General features: G+C 39.8%; 15 protein-coding genes. 5 read left to right on the top strand and 10 right to left on the bottom strand.

Going from position 1 to position 19,316, the window contains the following annotated elements; translation table 11 throughout:
- Positions 1 to 131: 131 nt before the first annotated feature.
- The 5 genes from F612_RS0102070 to F612_RS13365 all read right to left on the bottom strand — a co-directional run bounded on the left by F612_RS0102070 (position 132) and on the right by F612_RS13365 (position 8,073).
- The gene (locus F612_RS0102070; RefSeq protein ID WP_019556085.1) at positions 132 to 1,133 is read right to left on the bottom strand and encodes a zinc-binding dehydrogenase; all 1,002 of its coding nucleotides are present in this window, start codon (positions 1,131 to 1,133) and stop codon (positions 132 to 134) included.
- A 139-nt stretch (positions 1,134 to 1,272) separates the two neighbouring features.
- The gene (locus F612_RS0102065) at positions 1,273 to 1,686 is read right to left on the bottom strand and encodes a GFA family protein (protein ID WP_019556084.1); all 414 of its coding nucleotides are present in this window, start codon (positions 1,684 to 1,686) and stop codon (positions 1,273 to 1,275) included.
- 387 nt (positions 1,687 to 2,073) lie between these two features.
- Entirely contained in the window at positions 2,074 to 4,653 is a 2,580-nt protein-coding gene (locus F612_RS12825) for a methyl-accepting chemotaxis protein (RefSeq protein ID WP_019556083.1), read from the bottom strand.
- A gap of 323 nt (positions 4,654 to 4,976) precedes the next feature.
- Entirely contained in the window at positions 4,977 to 5,948 is a 972-nt protein-coding gene (locus F612_RS11985; protein WP_019556082.1) for a molybdate ABC transporter substrate-binding protein, read from the bottom strand.
- Between the two features lie 208 nt (positions 5,949 to 6,156).
- Positions 6,157 to 8,073 (bottom strand): PhnD/SsuA/transferrin family substrate-binding protein, encoded by a 1,917-nt coding sequence (locus F612_RS13365; RefSeq protein WP_019556081.1) that lies wholly within the window; start codon positions 8,071 to 8,073, stop codon positions 6,157 to 6,159.
- Positions 8,074 to 8,375: 302 nt separating this feature from the next.
- On the opposite strand from F612_RS13365, the gene F612_RS11980 reads away from it, so the two are divergent.
- The 4 genes from F612_RS11980 to F612_RS0102030 all read left to right on the top strand — a co-directional run bounded on the left by F612_RS11980 (position 8,376) and on the right by F612_RS0102030 (position 11,636).
- A complete protein-coding gene (locus F612_RS11980; RefSeq protein WP_019556080.1) occupies positions 8,376 to 9,392 on the top strand; it encodes a c-type cytochrome in 1,017 nt (338 codons plus the stop codon).
- 323 nt (positions 9,393 to 9,715) lie between these two features.
- Positions 9,716 to 10,048, top strand: a complete 333-nt coding sequence (locus F612_RS0102040) for a cupredoxin domain-containing protein (RefSeq protein WP_026329580.1) — start codon at positions 9,716 to 9,718, stop codon at positions 10,046 to 10,048.
- Between the two features lie 11 nt (positions 10,049 to 10,059).
- Complete coding sequence (locus F612_RS0102035) at positions 10,060 to 10,893, top strand: FTR1 family iron permease (protein ID WP_019556078.1); 834 nt, start codon at positions 10,060 to 10,062, stop codon at positions 10,891 to 10,893.
- Entirely contained in the window at positions 10,890 to 11,636 is a 747-nt protein-coding gene (locus F612_RS0102030; RefSeq protein WP_019556077.1) for a hypothetical protein, read from the top strand. The genes F612_RS0102035 and F612_RS0102030 overlap by 4 nt, the downstream gene beginning before the upstream one ends.
- 153 nt (positions 11,637 to 11,789) lie before the next feature.
- Here F612_RS0102030 and F612_RS0102025 read toward each other — a convergent pair whose 3' ends face one another.
- The 3 genes from F612_RS0102025 to F612_RS0102015 are packed head-to-tail and all read right to left on the bottom strand — an operon-like array spanning position 11,790 to position 14,743.
- Positions 11,790 to 12,833 carry an NADP-dependent oxidoreductase gene (locus F612_RS0102025; protein ID WP_019556076.1) on the bottom strand — a complete coding sequence of 348 codons (1,044 nt, stop codon included), beginning with the start codon at positions 12,831 to 12,833 and terminating at the stop codon, positions 11,790 to 11,792.
- A 35-nt stretch (positions 12,834 to 12,868) separates the two neighbouring features.
- Positions 12,869 to 14,026: an iron-containing alcohol dehydrogenase gene (locus F612_RS0102020; RefSeq protein ID WP_019556075.1), complete on the bottom strand. Its 1,158-nt coding sequence runs from the start codon at positions 14,024 to 14,026 to the stop codon at positions 12,869 to 12,871.
- A 27-nt stretch (positions 14,027 to 14,053) separates the two neighbouring features.
- Positions 14,054 to 14,743: a type 1 glutamine amidotransferase domain-containing protein gene (locus F612_RS0102015; protein WP_019556074.1), complete on the bottom strand. Its 690-nt coding sequence runs from the start codon at positions 14,741 to 14,743 to the stop codon at positions 14,054 to 14,056.
- A gap of 170 nt (positions 14,744 to 14,913) precedes the next feature.
- On the opposite strand from F612_RS0102015, the gene F612_RS0102010 reads away from it, so the two are divergent.
- Positions 14,914 to 15,807: a LysR family transcriptional regulator gene (locus F612_RS0102010; protein WP_019556073.1), complete on the top strand. Its 894-nt coding sequence runs from the start codon at positions 14,914 to 14,916 to the stop codon at positions 15,805 to 15,807.
- A gap of 191 nt (positions 15,808 to 15,998) precedes the next feature.
- On the opposite strand, the gene F612_RS0102005 is transcribed toward F612_RS0102010, so the two are convergent.
- On the bottom strand, positions 15,999 to 16,655 hold the full coding sequence (locus F612_RS0102005) for an oxygen-insensitive NAD(P)H-dependent nitroreductase NfsB (RefSeq protein ID WP_019556072.1): 657 nt from the start codon (positions 16,653 to 16,655) through the stop codon (positions 15,999 to 16,001).
- Positions 16,656 to 16,895: 240 nt separating this feature from the next.
- Positions 16,896 to 19,316 (bottom strand): DEAD/DEAH box helicase, encoded by a 2,421-nt coding sequence (locus tag F612_RS0102000; RefSeq protein WP_019556071.1) that lies wholly within the window; start codon positions 19,314 to 19,316, stop codon positions 16,896 to 16,898.

The raw sequence follows: 19,316 nt of genomic DNA, 5'->3' as shown, positions 1-19,316 counted from the left end.
GATCACAATACAATATTTACTCATGCATGTACGGGCTTGAAGGCATTGCACTTTCAACTTGAATATAAACTACCCTCCTTTTCAGCTCTGGATGAGTTTGTTCGACTTTCTGACTTGCTTCTGCACGCGTTTTAGGGGGTCAACACGATCTTTCCGAGATACTTCTTTGACTCAAAGAAAGCATGGGCTTCGTTGGCCTCGGCGAACGTGAAATGATGTGGATCGATGAGAGGCTTAAGCTTGCCAGCATCGGCTAGTTTTGCAGCCTCTTTTAGGATTGTTCCATGGTGTTCACGGCCTTTTCCGGTGATGAGTGGAATTGACATGTTTTGCGTATGGATGCTAACGCCTTTGAAAAATGCTGTCTTGAGGTCCAATACAGTCGCTTCAGGCCCCGTAAATACCGTTACAACTCTTCCGTATGTACGTACTGCCTGAAGTGAATTTTCAAAATTGGGACCGCCAACGGTATCGTAAACAACGTCGAAACCGTTGTTGTTAGTGAGCCGTTGAACGTAATTTTCGACGGTTTCGTCTCGATAGTAGATGATGTCATCCGCGCCAAAGTTACGGGCCATTTTGGCGGCTTCTTTCGAGGATACGGTGGTTGCGACTCGTGCCCCTTTGGCCTTTGCTAGTTGCACGGCAACATGACCAACACCCCCGATACCTCCGTGAATGAGAACATGCTCACCTTCAAGAATTTTCGCACTATCGATAAGCGACTCCCATGCGGTAATCACGACAAGAGGGAGCGCTGCTGATTCGATAAAACTGAGCGAGCTTGGTTTTCTGGCTACGAGTCTAACATCGGCGACCATAAACTCTGCGAGTACACCCGAAGTGCCGATGAACCCTCCAGCACACGCGTAAACCTCATTACCGACAATGAAGTCATCTACATTCGGACCAACAGCCGAGACCACACCTGAGACATCACCATGAAGGATAGCGGGAAGTTCAGGGCCACGAAGTTCATGGCGTAATATCTTATTATCCATTGGATTCAGACTTGTGGCTTTCACCTCAATCAGGATTTGTCCTGATGATAGCTTTGGTGCTGGGATTTCAACTAATTCAAAGCGAGCTTCTGGACCATAGGCTCGTGTTTGATACACTTTAATAGTCTTCATGGATGTTCTCCCTATTTTTTTATTCTTAAGAAAACCAAATAAAACATAGCCCTGTAATGTGCTTTTGTATGTGCCGAACGTTTGAATTAAACCGCGCCGCGAAGCGGTGTCAGCATGAATGAATTGTAATGCACTGTTGTTAGCTTTGTGCTGCCCCTTGCTTTTTAGGTAGCTCTGGGTTCATAAAGTCCCAAGGTGCAGCACCACCTACATGAAAATCTAACTTTGGAGCATAATTCGATGTGTTATTTAAAGTTCCAGCCTTTATGCCCAACATTCCTGGCATATTACTGAACCGAGCGAACAATTGAGAACCACAATTCGGGCAGAAACCTCTTTTGTGTATATCTCCGCTGTCTGCCTGAGACTTGAAATATTTTACTTCACCAGAAACTACAACATCTATTTCACGGAAAACCATCGCTGGAATGAATGCACTGCCTGATGACCTTTGACAGTCTTTGCAATGACAATTTCCAGTAAACACAGGTTCAATATCAACTGAGTAGCTGATTTTTCCACAAAGACACTGCCCAGAATACTTTACATGCATAGAAAACTCCTATCTGATAATGGGGGCATAACGATCATTAGCCACCTTAATACTAAACTAAAATCGAGTTAAAGAATGCATATCACAGACGTTTTATTCTAGTAGTGAAGACGTAAAAGGTATTGAATAGTTTGTTACATTTTGGCTTAAAACCAAATTGGCAATGATTCAGACGACCTAAATCACAGCTTAAAGCCAAGAAAATAACAAACGGCCAGGCCTGGTAACGTCTTGCGGGCTTTTGGTTTTAAAATCAACTGAGCCGTTAAAAGGTGGGATGTTTTTAAAGTTTAGATTGAAAGAGCAACCCACCCTATTCCTTCCTAAGACCCTTATTCTATAACCCACAAACACAATAAACGACACATCACAGCCAATAAAGTCACTTTAGCTGATATCAGATTCAAGTCGATTGATAAGTTCAATAACCTCATGACTCATTTTTTCAAGTTGATTCATTGCTGTGTTTGCTGATTCAAGCTCATCATTGCCTTTAAATTGCAGTATCTTACCGACTTGGGCATACAATTCTTTGTGAGCGAGAGCAAGTGTTTTGAAGTTTGCATGACCCTCATAGTTCTGACTCTGTCCTTGAATCCATTGCCCTAAATGCGTTATGGCGTCATTGGCAGCCACAGAAGTATCAAGGGCAATGTCGACATCGTTAATATAGGCACGAACGGTGACTCGAGATTGCCTAATTTCTCGAACGGCTGATCCAAAATCCATATTCCCCGTTTGCAGTTTATTGCTAAGTCCCGAGGCTTTCTGATTAATTTTAAATTGCGAGATATTACGGTTCATCATCTCTGACATATTGCCCAGTTCTTCAGCCGTAGCCGCGGTTTCTTCGACCAGTTTTGCATTTTGTTGAACGGCGCTGTCTATTTGGGTAATGGCATCATTGACTTGATTGACGCCAATACTTTGTTCATGACTCGAATTGGCAATTTCATCAATGATTTGATTAACATTACGAATCGATTCTACAATTCCATTTAAGGCTTCACCAGAATTCTTTACATTATGAGATCCTTCTGTCACTTTTGTAACGGTATCTTCAATGAGTACTCGAATCTCTTTAGCGGCTTGTGACGACTTGCCTGCGAGCGTACGGACTTCACTTGCGACGACGGCAAAACCACGCCCATGATCACCTGCACGCGCGGCTTCAACTGCCGCATTTAACGCTAAAAGATTGGTTTGAAATGCAATGCTGTCAATGAGACCGATAATGTCATTAATTTTTTGACTCGAGCTGTTGATCTGCTGCATAGAATCGATCGCATTGTGCATAACGGCCACCCCATCCTGTGCTTGTTCAGCCGAACTGTGGGTCACTCTAGAGGCTTCTTGTGCATTGTGTGCAGTTTGTTTTACCGCTGCCGTTATCTGCTCCATACTGGTGGCCGTTTTTTCTAAGGAAACCGCTTGGTTTTGGGTGCGATTATTGAGTGCGACACTGCCCTGATAAATCAGTCCAGCTCCTTCATGTACGGCGCTCGTTGCCAACTTCGTTTGAGACATCATTGAGGCCAGGTTATCTACCGCTACATTTAAACTGTCTTGCATCACGGCAAAACGTCCTAAATACTTACCTTCAAGGTGTTTGGTTAAATCACCCTCTGACAGGGCAACGGCAACTTGAACGGCTGAGTTAATAGGCTTTTCAACCGTAGAAATAAGTTCATTGATGGATTGGCTGAGCTGTTTGGCCACACCTTCAACACGCGTTAGATCAATGCGACGGTCTAATAACCCTTGTTGCGCCGCTTCAACGGCAGATGACACTTCGTCTAAAAGTTGTTTTTCAGAAGTGATATCGTGCCACTCGGCAATGGTTGCTGTTCTCTGACCCACTCGATTAAAGACAGGAATAGCATATATTTCAAAATGCTTTGAACCCAGTTTAAGATGACCAGTATGAGGTTCCGTCAACTGAGTAAGCAACTCGCGTTGATGAGTGGGATTTTTATAAAACACATCAAGATTATGTCCAATCAATTCATTCGCTTTGAAATGCGGTAAGTATTGCTGCAAAAAGGCTTCTTTCTTTAGCATAAAAGCCTGCATAGTCTGGTTCATGTAGGTAATGCTGAGGTTGGCATCTGTAATCATGACATTGCTTGAGATTTGATCCATTGCCGACTGTAACTGTCTAGATTGGTCTAATTGATAAGCCGCCTCTTCATAATGTTCTCTGGCTGCCAAATAAACAGAGCGAATGGTTGTTTTCAGCTGGCCGTAATGGGTGGTAGGATCGAACCATTCATTGGTTAGATCGTTTCCAGAGGCAATTTGATTTAATTGATCTTTCGCCCTGTCGGATTGCTTTTGTTGTCTAACCCCATAGATAAATGGTGGAATCAACCAGAGAAACCCAACCATAACTTGTTGAATCAGGCTATATTCGGCCTGAACCGAAAAGGCAAAATAGGGAATGATATAAACTATAAAGGCACATAATGTAAGTTGATATTGCACTGGAATACGACCCAAAAACAGCAGGATTCTCCAGTTAAAACCATAATAAACGCGAGCATCTTTAATACCCGCTTTACCCTTGTTAATATCTTGATAGACTTGAGAAGCGGCTTCCTTTTCTGCTGTGCTCACTTGGGTTCTAATAGACATATAACCAGAGACTTTACCCGCAATATACACAGGAGAGGCATTGGCTCTTACCCAGTAATAACCGCCATCTGCTCGACGGTTTTTAACAACTTGACTCCACGTTCTACCTTTTTTAAGCGCCTGCCATAAATCTTTAAAGACAGCTTCAGGCACATCGGGATGTCTTATTACATTATGAGGTTGCCCAATTAATTCCTTTCGTGAAAACCCACTTGCTGCTTCAAAAGCATCATTACATTCGGTGATCGTTCCATGTAAATTGGTTTTAGAGACCAAGGTAACGTCTCTTGGAACCAAGTACTCTTTGTTCGTAATCGGCTTATTGTTTCTCATAAGCAAAATTCCATTAAGTTAATAAGGTATTTACTATAGATCAACATAAACACCTATCTCAATACGTACTATGACTATCTTGATTAGCATGACTTATTTCAAAACAACTTTTTGTTATTTACAACAAGATCCTCAGCAAATACAGAGAGTTAACAACCGTTTTATCTGCATAAATCACAGACACTTAATAACCAAACTTGATCACTTTGTTTTTGACATAAAAAAGCCCGCATAATGCGGGCTTGTTTAAGACTTTAAAATAACCAGGCCTGGTCAAATTAACGTTAACGTTACTCTGGTTATCATGATCAATAAATGATGATCTATTTAGTTGGAATCGACTTAAGCTTTAAGTCTTGAAGAGATGCTTTCACAAAGCCATAACTTGCATAGATATTCTGAGCATCATCACTGCTGATATAGGTCATATAACGCAAAGCGTTGTATGGGTTTTTACCCGTTTTCAAGACACCGATGGCATAACCTACTTTACTGCCCATGTTATATTTTGCTGGAATTTCAATTCCATCAATTGCTCGACCTTGTGATTTTCCGTGTTTAACTTCTGTTGTCCAAACAATCCCAACATCCGCTTGACCATTTTCGATACGATGTGGCGTTTCGCGGTGGTGACGATTTGTAAAGTAAGTCTCGTCTTTAACAGCCCAACAACCTTTACATTTTTGATCATTCGTCAGCTCTTGATACATGCCTAAATCTTTTAGCATGCGAGAACCGTAAAATTTAAAAATCCCTTCTGTTAAAGGATTTGGAAAAGATTTCACCAAGTCCTTTCTGGTTAAATCTTCTACACCCTTAATGTTCTTGGGGTTACCTTTGGCAATCATGAGTTCTAACTTGTTATGCGTATAGATAAGATAATCATCCATAACACCTTTTGCCTTCAACTTTTTAAGATGCCCTAAATTGACGCTGGCAAAAAGATCAGGATTTTGTGCTGTTTTTTGACCGTTAATTTCACCCTGCTTAAGAATCTGCCCTTTTAAAATCTGTCCCGGCGGAATGGTCTCAAGGTAAATCTTTTTGATATCCGGATTCTTCTTTTGAAAATCTTTCATCAATTCTTCCATCACCATAAACTGATTTCCAGCCACATAAATGGTCAAATCTGAATTATAAGAATCTTCTATTTTGCCATAGTCAATTTTATCATTGGCATGGAAAGTACGATAATCATGCCCCTGTCCAGCATCTTCGGCCATCGTTGGCCCTGCCAAAATTAAACCCGCTGTTAGAGCGGACGCTATACCCATTTTTTTCATTATTGTGTTCATCAATCATCACTCCCTGATCTAAAAATTTAATCGTCATTAATCCATTGCAATCTGAAAACTGAGGGCTCCTTAGTACTTCTTGATGAGACTTGTTAAGCCCGTCGAGCTTTCAGAAAATGGAAGTTGAAAGTTCAACTGTTCTCCATTAACCGTTAATGAGCGTGATGACACAATATATTAATTTACTAAATTTTACCTAGGGTAAACCCTAGGTTGGCGTGACAATGCCTGATAACACGGCTTGTTTGACAAGTTGAATGGTTGAGGAGGAGTGTGTTTTACGTAATAAGTTCGCCCGATGCAACTCTACGGTTTTAGGACTGATACTCAATAGACGAGCAATTACTTTGTTAGGCTCTCCATCCACCACGAGTTTTAACACTTCTCGCTCACGAGACGTCAGCTCTAAAAACTGTTGCTGGCGTATGACTCGTTGGCTTTGATCTAAATCTTCATTATCAATTCTGATAATTTCATTACTCGCCCAAAATGCCAGAATGTTTAAAATACGCAGATCAAATTCCGAGAGTGCTTCTTGCTCAAGACTGTTTTTATGGTCTTGTGTTTCAGTCACAAATTCAAACAAGCAGCCGGAGTGGTCAGAAATAAAAACCGGCAATGCAATATAGGTTTGCCACGGCTCGACTCCGTTATAGATGACAACCTTATGTTCAGCTATGGCCTGTTTGCCATAGGCAAGAGCGCAAGGAGCGGTATTGACCTCTTTAGAAGAACTATAAATACATAAATTAAATGCCTGCTGGTCAAACCTTGAAAGTATGGCGGACTCCACGCCAAGGTATTGGCGTGTTAAATCTAAAATGGACTGCAGCTTTTGTTTACCCGTTAGATCCAATCGAGTGGACACATTGTAGAGCGCCTGTAAAAACTCACAGCCATCATTAATGGTTTTTTCAGATTGAATTCTTGATTCTATATCGAGTTGCAGGCTTTTATTACTCTCCACCAACTCAGCCGTACGTTGCTGAATCGTAACAGCAAGCTGATCACGTTGATTAACGATTTCTTGCTTAGCTTGTAATAATTTTCGATTGGTTTTTAAAATAAACAAAATCACCAAGACACTGACTAAAAAGGTGAATAAAACCATTACAATCCAGTAATGATACAGTTGCCAAAAAACGTCTACATCAAATTCTGAAAGCGCATAGGGTGCAATATACAACTCTTTTAAAACCTCTCGTACAGGCTGATAATCTGAAGGAATGGTCCAACCTGCTCCGTCAGAAGCCAAGGCTGGAATAGAATTTTGTGGCATTTCAAGTAGGGCAATCGCCACTTTTTTCGCCAAGCCTATATCGGTTTTTGGAAGACTGGAAAAGGGCCATTCTGGATACAGAGAAGAACTATGAACAAACGGGATGGCGTGAGATTTTTTTTGTGCAACAATTTGGAATTGACTTAGAGAAATATCCTTTTTATTGGCCATTTTTTCCAAAACACCCGTCCGAACAATCCCAGCATCCGCTTTACCCGACAAGACATAGCGAACAATGTCTGCTTGAGGAAAACCCAACCATTCAACATTTAAGTCTTTAAAAATATCAATTTTATGATCAAGAAAGACTTTCCGCGCTAGCTGAAATCCGCCAAAAGCTTCTTCACCCACTGCGGCAATAGTATGTCCTTTAAGAGATTCAATGGTATTAAGGTGTTCATTTTTTCGAGTAAAAATAACGGTGCCAAAATGAGTCAACACATGATTCATATACCGTGCTTTAAAAGTCACAATACGCGTGGCGCCATTTTTGACTTGAAGTTGAATATAGTGACCTGGATTGGTTAATACGAAGTTCAGATGATCTTTATGAATGGCTTGATTAATTTCTTCCAGTGTCAGCGGCACAATTTGAAATTGATAGGCGGGCATTTTATCCGACAAATATTTTGCCGTTGGCATCCATTGTGAAAGAGTCTGCGCCTTGCCTTTATAAGCTAACACACCAATGGAAATACTGTTAACACTAGGGGTATTTGCTTGGACGAAGGGCGATAAAATCAATAAACAACTGATTATAAATAATTGCCAACCGAGAATAGATGCTCGGCCGCCTAAACGTTTTTGCTCTGAAAAAGTTTTTATTGGTAGCCTACTTTTATGCATTTTATATCAACAAAATGGAGAGGCGGTAAAACAATATAACGCTCGGTTTTACCGCCTGAAAAACCTCTTCAAACTCCGCTTATAAATAGAATAACAATTAAAAATTAAAATGCCTATTAAGTTTTTGTCCCGATATTAATAAAACACTTTCAACCTCCACGATCCTTCTGAATAATGTTTAACTCAGTGGAATAATTAGAGTTGTAAAAAAGAGGTTACTCTAATAAAATACTTATTAAAAATACGATAACTTACCATATATTTACTTAAATTAAAGCACTCCTAAATAAAGGAAAAACAGCATGAGATTTTTTTTAAGCCTCTGCATATTATTATTCGCATTCCCGGTCTACTCTATGGATGTTTCACCCTACTCGATTGGTCAAAAACTGACAACAAAGCAAGCTCTTGAATTAACACAAAAAGCCAATAATCGCCCTGTTCAAGACTGGAAACTCCCCAATCAATCACCAGATAACGAACCCAATGCAAGTTCTATCAAATATGGTATTGCTCTATTAAGTGACACAACAAAGCTCATCGGACCGAAATCAAGTGACCCCAAGATGAGATACTCCGGTAACTCTTTAAATTGCGTTAATTGCCACCTCGCTGGCCCAAGTAACTTACCAGGAACCGTTCCTTTAGGCATTCCTTATGTCAATGTCATGAATGATTACCCCAGTTTTCGTGCACGCAGCATGCGGATTGGTTCTGCTGAAGACCGAGTCAATGGTTGCATGGTTCGCAGTCAAGGACAGGGAAAACCATTCCCATCCGACTCTAAAGAGATGATTGCAATTATTGATTACTTCAAATGGCTCTCAAAAGGCACTCAACTCAATCAGGCGATGACAGGCACAGGCTTGCCTAAGGTAACCTTTCCAGACCGAAAGGCCAATGTTCAAGTAGGCCAACGTTTATTTGGCACATTTTGTATTACTTGCCATGGTGCTGGCGGCAAAGGACAGCCTTCGGCAACCTATGGCAAAGATGGAAGCTATACTCACCCGCCACTGGCAGGCAAGGACTCTTTTAACGATGGTGCAGGTATGAGCCGCTTGAAAAAAGCCACTCGGTTTATTTATGGCAATATGCCAAAAGGGACCACAGCCCAAAACCCGACGTTAACCGTTGACCAAGCTTACGATATAGCCGCTTATGTTGAATCCTTACAACGTCCCATGAAAGCACATCGGGAGAAAGACTTTCCCAACCCTAGGTTTAGACCGGATGATTATGCCGTTCCGGCTTACTTTAAGGGCGATAAAGCGGCGTATGATAAAGCGAAATATGGTCCCTATCCTTCTCCCTCCTAACATAATTGACTCATCCTATAAAAAGAGCCGCCTTTAATGGCGGCTTTTTGCTATTTATAATTGAGTGTCGACCCTCCTCTTATTTGAAATAGCATATAACTTAAAAACGCATTCATTCAATTCCTTATCTACCGTGACAACGTCCTCAGCTGTAAATATCTAACGCCATTTATTCTAAAATCCTTCATTCCACTCATCTATAGACCTGCTTTCCAGTAAAGTGCATTCGGATAAAAATGACAAAATGGTTAAAAAACTTGATACAGTGAATGAAAATCATTATCATGTACATTCTCATTAAGTTTATTGATAAGTGGAGCCTTATGAAACAGTCGATATTGTTACAAATTATTTTAAGCGGTTTTCTCTATTCCTCACTGGTGTCAGCCGAGACATTAGAATACGAAATTACGATAAAAAACCATCTATTTTCGCCCTCTGAAATAACCATTGAATCGGGCAAAAAAGTTGTATTGATGATTGATAATCAAGATGCAACAGCTGAAGAATTTGAAAGCTACCCTCTTAATCGAGAAAAATTAATTAGAGGGAAATCTCGAGCTAAAGTGTTTATTGGTCCTTTAAAACCAGGTAGATATCCCTTTTTTGGTGAGTTTTTTCATGAGACGGCTCAAGGCATGATCATTGTTAAATAAAGGAACCTAAAATGTTTGAAACGGCCATTATTGTTTTTAGAGAAATATTAGAAGCCGCCATTGTCATTGGCGTTATTGCAGCAGCAACACAAGCCATTCCTAATAGGAATAAATGGTTATTGGCAGGAATTTTTCTCGGCTTATTGGGTGCGGTATTGTTAGCTTATTTAGGCAGTGAGCTGAGCGATTTTGCCGATGGACTGGGACAAGAGTTATTTAATGCCGGTGTAGTAAGTATTGCTGTTGTGATGTTGGCTTGGCAAACGATTTGGATGTCAACGCGCGGTGCAAGTATTTCTAAGGATGCTAAAAGTACAGGCCTTGCTATTAAAGAGGGTCAAAAGGCATTGTCTGTTTTACTGGTGATCGTCGGCGTTGCCATTTTAAGAGAGGGTTCAGAAATCGTAATCTTTTTATATGGCATTTCTGCTTCCGGGGCACAAGCCAACTCAATGCTTTTGGGCGGCGGCATAGGGCTTTTATCTGGTGTGCTAGTAGGGTTCATTATTTACACAGGCTTATTACATCTTCCTGTCCGTCTATTTTTTAAAGGCACCGCTATTTTAATTGCTTTTTTGTCCGCCGGAATGGCTTCACAAGCAGCGAACTATCTAGTGCAAGCAAATAAAATCCCCGCATTAGTGAGCCCTTTATGGGATTTGTCTTCTGTTCTGCCAAATGCCTCCCTTTTGGGGAGTTTTTTACAAACGCTTTTAGGCTATAACGCAAGACCAGATGGAATCCAAGTGGTGTTTTATGTTGTCACGCTGCTCACCATATTTTTTGCCATCAAGTGGTTAAATCACCAAAATAAACGTTTAACACGCAAGGACGCAATGTCATGAAAAATTTTCTAAAACCAACAGCCACTCTATTTTTGTCTTTAGGCGTGATGCATTCAAATGCCTCTTTTGCAGGCGCCGCCGACTATGTCTATACACCTAACGTTGAAGAAGGTGAATTTGAAATAGACTTCAAATATGGCACAAGTGGCCGAACGGATACCTCACCCGATCAAAAACAAAATGTGACCAGTCTTGGTTTTGGATATGGCGTCAGTGAAAAATGGTTTTCAGAGCTCTATCTTAAATCTGAAAAAGAAAATGGGAAACCGGCACAGAATGTACTTGAGTTTGAGAATAAGTTTCAATTGACTCAAACGGGGCAATACCCAATCGACATTGGTCTTATTACCGAGCTTGAACTGCCCTCGAATGGCGAAGATCCATCCGAATTTAAGGTAGGCCCACTGTTTCAAATAAATTCAGGAAAAATGCAATATAACGCTAACCTTCTTTTTGAAGCGAAGTTTGGTGGCAATAACCCTGCCGCGAACGAAGTCGTAGGTCAATACCAGTTGCAAGCAAAATACCGATTAAAGAAAGCGCTTGAGTTTGGCGTTCAAGGCTTTGGTGAAGTGGGTGCTTGGGATAAATGGCTACCCGCTTCGCAGCAATCTCATAAGGTAGGCCCTGCACTCTTTGGAAAAATTGGCAATATTAAATACAACACCGCCTATTTATTTGGATTAACCAAAGCAACTGAAAATGGAACGGCACGATTACAACTTGAGTATGAGTTTAAGTAAAAGAAGAAAGTGAAGCGTTCGCTTGCACTCTTTCATCCAACTCTAAAAGCAAAAAAAGCCCGCAAGAAACGACCAGGCCTGGTCACCTCTTGCGGGCTTTTGGTTTTAAGAACTTTTAAAAAAGGCTAGTTTTCCTTTTTCAGTAGATTCATTTTATGCGAGGCTGTCTGGCCCAACGCGAACGACCAATTTACCAAAATTCTTGCCTTCAAGCAGTCCGATAAAGGATGGGACGGCACTGTCTAACCCTTCCACCCTATGCTCTTTGTGTTGAATTTTGCCTTCATCAAGCCACTTCACCATCACTTCCTTAAACTCATTATAACGATCACCATAATCATCAAACACAATAAAACCTTGCATTTTCATACGCTTAATTAATATGGTTCCCATTAAAGCGGACATACAATCAGGCCCAGCAGGTAATTCTGTGGCATTGTATTGTGAAACAAGACCACATAACGGGATACGCGCTTTTGTATTCAGCAGTGGGAAAACGGCATCAAATACCTTCCCCCCCACATTCTCAAAATAGACATCAATGCCCTCAACGCACGCACTGGCAAGTTGCACCGCTAAGTCATCTGAGTGATGGTCTAAACAGGCATCGAATCCAAGTGTTTCAACGGCATACTGACATTTTTCAGCCCCACCAGCTATACCAATCACTTTACAGCCTTTTAGTTTGGCAATCTGTCCAACTAAACTGCCCACGGCACCCGTCGCAGCGGCGACGACAACCGTTTCGCCAGCCTGTGGCTGTCCAATATCCAATAAGCCCATATACGCCGTTAAACCCGGCATGCCTAACACACCTAACGCTGAGGATGGGTTTGCCATATCGCTATCCAACTTAAGTAAGCCCACGCCATCAGAGATGTTGTAGTCTTGCCATCCATTGAAAGAGACAACCCAGTCGCCTTCTTGATAATCCGCATGGTTGGACTCTTCTACCCGACAAACCGTGCCGCCGACCATAACGGCATTTAATGCCACAGGTTCTGCATAGGATTTAGCATCACTCATGCGACCCCTCATATAGGGATCAAGTGAAAGAAAGACCGTTCGTAACAAAACTTCTCCGCGGTTCGGTTTTGGCGTGTCAGTTTGTCGCATTTTAAAGTTTTCAGTGGTGGGTGCACCATGTGGACGCGACGCCAATAATATCTGTCTGTTCGCGTGTCGTGTTTGGGTCATCATAAACTCCTTGTTTTCAATGGTTTATACGCAACTTACAACGCTTTTTCGTAGATGGTACGGCTGACGTCTAACGTAATGTCTCCGTGTTCACCCAGCTGAGTCATGCCATGTTGCTCAAGCTTCTCTATCAGTCCATCAATATCCTCTTGGGTGACATCCACTTCAGACAGTCGCGTGGGGACACCCATGCGTTGAAAAAACGCTTCTGTTAATTCAATGGCTTTATCAATTTTAAGCTCATCGCTGCCTTCACTTAAATGCCAAACACGTTCTGCAAATTGGACTAATTTTTCACGCTTTTGTTCACGTTTAACTTTCATCACAGCGGGCAAAATAATGGATAAGGTTCTTGCATGGTCAATGCCAAAACGCCCCGTTAATTCATGGCCAATCATGTGGGTCGACCAATCCTGCGGAACACCCGAACCAATCAGGCCATTTAACGCCATGGTGGCTGACCACATAATATTTGCGCGTATGTCCAAATCTTCTTTGGTCGCAGGCTGTAAGGCTTTAGGGCCCTCTTCAATTAACGTTTGTAACAAACCTTCTGCAAAACGATCTTGCACCTTGCCATTCACGCTGTAGGTCAAATATTGTTCCAGAGTATGCACAAACGCATCCACCACACCGTTACTGATCTGGCGCTCAGACAATGACAACGTCACTTTAGGGTCTAACACGGCAAATTGTGGACGCACAAAAGGGCTTTGAAACGGTAATTTATGACCATCACGCGTGACGACCGATCCAATATTACTTTCAGACCCCGTTGCAGGTAAGGTTAAGACCACACCAATCGGCAGTGCTTGTTTTACAGGGTGTTGTTTCGCAAGAATATCCCAAGGATCCTCCCCTTCATACAGTGCAGCGGCGGCAATAAATTTCGCGCCGTCCACCACTGATCCGCCGCCCACGGCCAACAAATAATCAATCCCTTCTTGTTGAATAATGGCTTGCGCTTTCATCAACGTAGCATATTTAGGATTCGGTTCAATACCTGAAAACTCAAACCAAGTATGCTCGGCTAAGGCATTAACAACTTGATCGTAGACCCCATTCTGTTTAATGGAGCCGCCCCCATAAATCACTAAAACCTTTGCATGAGTCGGAATTTCACCGGCAATCAACTGAATTTGATTTTCGCCAAAATGAATTTTTGTCGGGTTATGGAAACTAAAATTTAACATAGGAAAAACCTCACAATAAAATTAAAATTAAGCGTTTAATTGACTCAGTAGCTTTTGTGCGACCAATTCTGAACTTTGTGGGTTTTGTCCCGTAATGATCAGTCCATCTTGCACCGCAAAGGCATGCCAATCATCGACCTTTTGATAATCACCCCCGCGTTTGATTAATTCATCTTCCAGTAAAAAAGGCACTATATCCGTTAGTTCCACCGCGGCTTCTTCGCCGTTTGTAAAGCCTGAAACCGCTTTACCTTTAACAACATACTCACCCGCACTGTCCTTTACATTTAACAAGGCCGCCGGAGCATGGCATACCGCCGCGACAGGTTTATTCGCCGCCAGAAATTGTTCGATTAATTGAATAGAATCGTTGTTCTCTGTTAAATCCCATAAAGGACCGTGTCCACCAGGGTAGAAAACAGCATCAAACTCATCCACATTAACCTGCGTTAATTCAATAGTATTCGCGACGACTTTTTGAGTCTCACTGTCCGCATAATAACGAGCTGTTGCAGTGGTTTGAAATCCCTCTAACTCACTCTTAGGATCAATTGGCGGTTGACCGCCGGCTGGTGAAGCCAATACGACGTCTACGCCAGCATCTTTAAATGCATAATACGGTGTCGCAAACTCTTCGATCCAAAAGCCTGTTTTTTCACCCGTGTTACCTAAATCAGCATGTGACGTTAATACCATTAATATTTTTTTAGTGTTCATTTGAGACCTCTTTGGTTTTAAGTTCTTACGTTTGATTTCATCTTGTAGAGCAGTCTAACGAAACAAACCCAATCAAACAATGCAGACAAAATTGACTTCTTTGTAACAACAATTGATACAATCTTTCAATACAACCTTTTAAATACAACCTTAAACAGTGAGATGACCTTATGGAGATGCCTTTTGAACAACTGAAAAGTATGGTGGTCTTTTCTCAAGTCATCGAGCAAGGAACATTAAGCGGAGCGGCCAAGCATATGGGGTTGTCTCGTGCCGTGGTCAGTTACCATATAAAAAAGCTGGAAGCACACCTTAAGATAAAGTTACTCAATCGCTCAACCCGAACAATCTCACTCACCGAAGCAGGTCGAGCCTATTATCAACATTGTCGCGTGATCGCCGAGCAAGCCTCTGCCGCGAATCAGAAAATTGAAAATCTTAAACATGACCCTACCGGCTTGTTAAAAATCACTTGTCCAGTCAATATCGGTCTACAGATCATAGTGCCTGCCCTCAATGAATTTCGAGCGCTCTATCCTAAAATTGAGCTTGATGTCATGTTCACCGATGAAGTCGTCGATATCATGAAAGAAGGCATTGATTTAGCGATTCGAGGTGCATCACTGCCCGACTCAGGACTGCAAGCCACCAAACTCTCAACCTTAAAAACCTGCCTTTGCGGTTCACCCCGTTATTTTGAAAAATACGGACTCCCCAAAAAGCCAACAGAACTTCATAAACATCAGTGGGTTTTATACAAATTAAGCTCAGATCACCTAGAACTGACAAAAGGCACACGCTCTTACTCGATTGAACTAAAAGGCACCATTAAAACCAATAATGCCGCCGCAAAAACCGCCTTTGTTGAAGGGGGTCACGGGTTAGCTCAAATTCCAATATATGACGCCAAACCCAAAATTCAGCGGGGCACTTTGATATCCGTGCTGGATGACTACACACTGAAAGACATTAATGTCTATGGAGTCTTTCCACCCGGCAATGCCGAGTCTAAAAAACTAAGACTACTGATTGATTACTTAAAGGGATATTTCTCTAAACTATAGTCCTTCCACAAAAAAGCCCGCATCGCGCGGGCTTTTTTGTGAGTGCAAAACAACCAGGCCTGGTATGTCCTTGCGGCTTTACACAACCATGTGGGCGTAGGGCATGTCCTGCGGCTTTAAAAAAACATGTGGGCGTAGGGTCAAATTGATTTAACGTTACTCTGATCCCAATGGCTCAAAATATTCACGAATTATTTTAAAACCGTAAATATCTCATCTTCTGCTAGCCTCGATTTTGGCAGCGTTGCATTAAAGTCATCTTCCGCTCGATAGCCTAAAGCCACAAGCGCAACCGCTCTATAGCCTTGGTCAGTCAAACCGAACTCTGCATCTAATACGTCAACATCCACGCCTTCAATTGGCACCGCATCTAACCCTAAAACACCTGCACCCAACAAGACCGTACCCAAATTCAAATAAACTTGTTTCTCCATCCAACTTTGAGCATCATTCAACTCTTTTCGATGCAAGTCCGCATAAAAAGCACGAACCTTTTTGACCATCTCTTTGCTTTCAGGGTTTGGAAAACGTCCGTCTTTGTCTTCATTCTCGAGCAGATGCAAAAGGTAGTCATCACTCATCTCTGTTTTAACGCAAAACAAAATAACATGAGACGCATCCAACACCTTAGGTTCGTTAGCACTGTAAGCGCCTTGTGTACCTTTACTCATACGTTTTTTGGTTGCAGGCTTATCCGCAATCACAAAATGCCACGGCTGAGAGTTCGTACTTGAAGGACTGAATCGCAATAACCCCTTAATCTGTTCAAACAACTCATCTGTAATTCTTTTAGAGGCATCAAACTTCTTGGTGGCATAACGGCTTTTAGCAATATCGATCAAGTTCATCAAAACAATCCTTTCGTAAATAAAATAGGCATAGCACACATCATAATAGGATTAGAGTCATCAGAGAAGATGATTTAATTTGAAATGCATAAAAAACAGATAAAAGCTGAATGAAAGGACTCACTCGTTGAGTCTTTTATGACGAAAATGACCAGGCCTGGTATGTCCCGTGGTCTTACAAAGTAATGTGAGCGCAGGATCAAATTAATTTGATTTTATTCTGACCCAATTACTCGTTTTTTATAAAAATTTATTTATTTCAAACTTAGAAAAATCATCAACAGATTTTTTATACTCTTCAAATTCAACATTAACACTAACATTATTAAACTTATCAACAGAGATATTCTCTAATTGACCAGCCTCTTCTAGCCTTGATATTAAACTACCACTAAGTCCAATTTTTCTTAAGGTTGACTTTGATATGTCAGTAGTTCCATATATGTATAAGTTATATTGGTTGTCATCAATTAAATCGAAGTCATACATCATTGTAATGAACTTGTTCAACTGGAAACTAACAAAATCGTCTTCAATCTTTAACTTTACAATTGCTAAGTTTATTAGCTCCTTATCGGTTTTATAAGAAAGATTTACATAAACTTCATTACTTGAATTTGGATGAATCTCCGTTGATCTAGATATTTCACCATATGTACTACCTACATAAAACTCCTGACCAGAAGGCGTGTTTTTCTTGCGCGAGAAGTATTCGAACGTTTTGATAATATTTGTATTGAGAGAGTATTTATGTGAGTTGCTTATATGCATTTCATAGTAACTTCTTGCTTCAGAGCTCAATAGTCTTTTAAATTCAAATTCAATTATGTTGTTTTCTATCCCCTTAATAAACAATAGAAAAATTTTGTCAATCATTCCTTGCTTATCCCAACCACCTTTATCGGTTTTGATACTGTCTATCGTACTAATAAGATGTTCAACAATTAAAGCACCATTGGCATAAAGGTTATAAATCCCGACTTCAATTAAATATTTTTTTATCTGGTCAAATTCATTTTTGGCTTCGTTAATTATGAAATCCTCCTCCTCTTTGACCACTAAAGATTTAAGTTTCTCTATAGGTTTTAACCTATCGAAATCAAATGCTTCCAGTGTTGGATTTCTAATTTTATCTTTAAAAACTCTGCTGCGTAGAAGCATAATCTTGTTCGACATATTGCTTTTTTTACGGTTATATTTATTGGAATTTATAAAATGAATTTTAGGGACTAACTTATTTAGAGTGTTTTTATTTTTAAAAACCTCATTTAACCTATTAGCTCTTCCGATTAAGTTTGTTAGCTCTTTAGCATACAAAGAATGTGTATTTAAAATAAATATAGTGTCAATTGGCAGGTTAATCCCTTCTAATATGACAGTATTAGCAATAATGTACTTTAACTCACTAAGCTCTTTAAACTTATACTCTAAATACTCTTTAATTAATTCTGGAACTTTACCATGAATATAAAGAAATCCTTTTTTTACGAAATCCACACAGTAAAAGTCTTTATGTATATTATCTTCAAGTATCTTCGATAACTCATTTAACTTTTCATTATTAACATCAACTTTATAACTCAGAGTTTTGGCAAATTCTTCAATTTTTTTAGGTGAACGTATATAAAAAAAATTCTTTTTTTGTGCATGTTCATTTATGTATTCAATCTGATTTTTATATTTAGTTACAAAATAAAATTCATTTACAAACCTATTGTATTTAAATACCTCATCATTGAGTCTATATTCGTATATATCAGGTTCTTTAATATTGAAGTTAATTCTTTGTTCTTGGATATCTTGTTGATTTGACTGCTTTAAGTTATTACTATCCATGATTAGTGGTGATAAATAAATAACTTTTTGATTCGTATTTAACGCTCTATTTTTATTTATCAACCTTGATAACAAAATACTTCGAGGTGTTTTATCATATAAATTATGAGCTTCATCTATAAACAATAAATCAAAAAATATATCATTTTTATTGATTAATCTTAATGCACGCTCTTGTGTAAACACCGCAACAAATGAATCATCATTCTCGTACATCTCATCATGAATGATAATTCTTTTATTTAAACCTGCCCCTTTTAGTAATTTATATGTCTGAGCTAAAAGAGACTTCGTAGGTACTATTATGCCTATTCGTTTTATAGCTTGATTTGATATCAAATACTCAAGAATAATTGAACTTTTACCATATGAGGTTGGAGCAATATAGCTTTGTTCATTAGCATTACTTATAAGTATTTTTTTTCTTTGTATTTTTTGTTCATAGGTCTCTATGTAACTATTATGTTTAAAATTATCTAAATTTAAGTTAATAATTACATCATCAATATTTTTGTTTTTTAGTAAGTTTTTTTCAAGAATATACTTTGATATAGGATAGAAACCGAAATTTGTAGCCATCTCGTATAGAGGTTCAAAATCTTCATACCTAAATGAGTATTTTAAAATAATGTAATAAGCTAATTCAGCATAACTAGTATAATTTTTATTGTTTTGATATTGCCTTAAAAAGATAATAGCACAGCTCAAAATATAGGTTTTTTCTTCACCTATTAGCTGATTATCTAATGTTAATTTTTTGAAAATCTCATTAAATGATGAATTCTTATTAATTGATGTTAAAGCGGTTTTTTCAATTTGTTCCAT

Origin of the sequence: Thiomicrorhabdus arctica DSM 13458 (assembly GCF_000381085.1) — a bacterium.
GTDB classification, from domain to species: Bacteria; Pseudomonadota; Gammaproteobacteria; order Thiomicrospirales; family Thiomicrospiraceae; genus Thiomicrorhabdus; species Thiomicrorhabdus arctica.
Note: the sequence above shows the minus strand (reverse complement) of the source record. Positions and strands in the feature narration are given on the sequence as shown.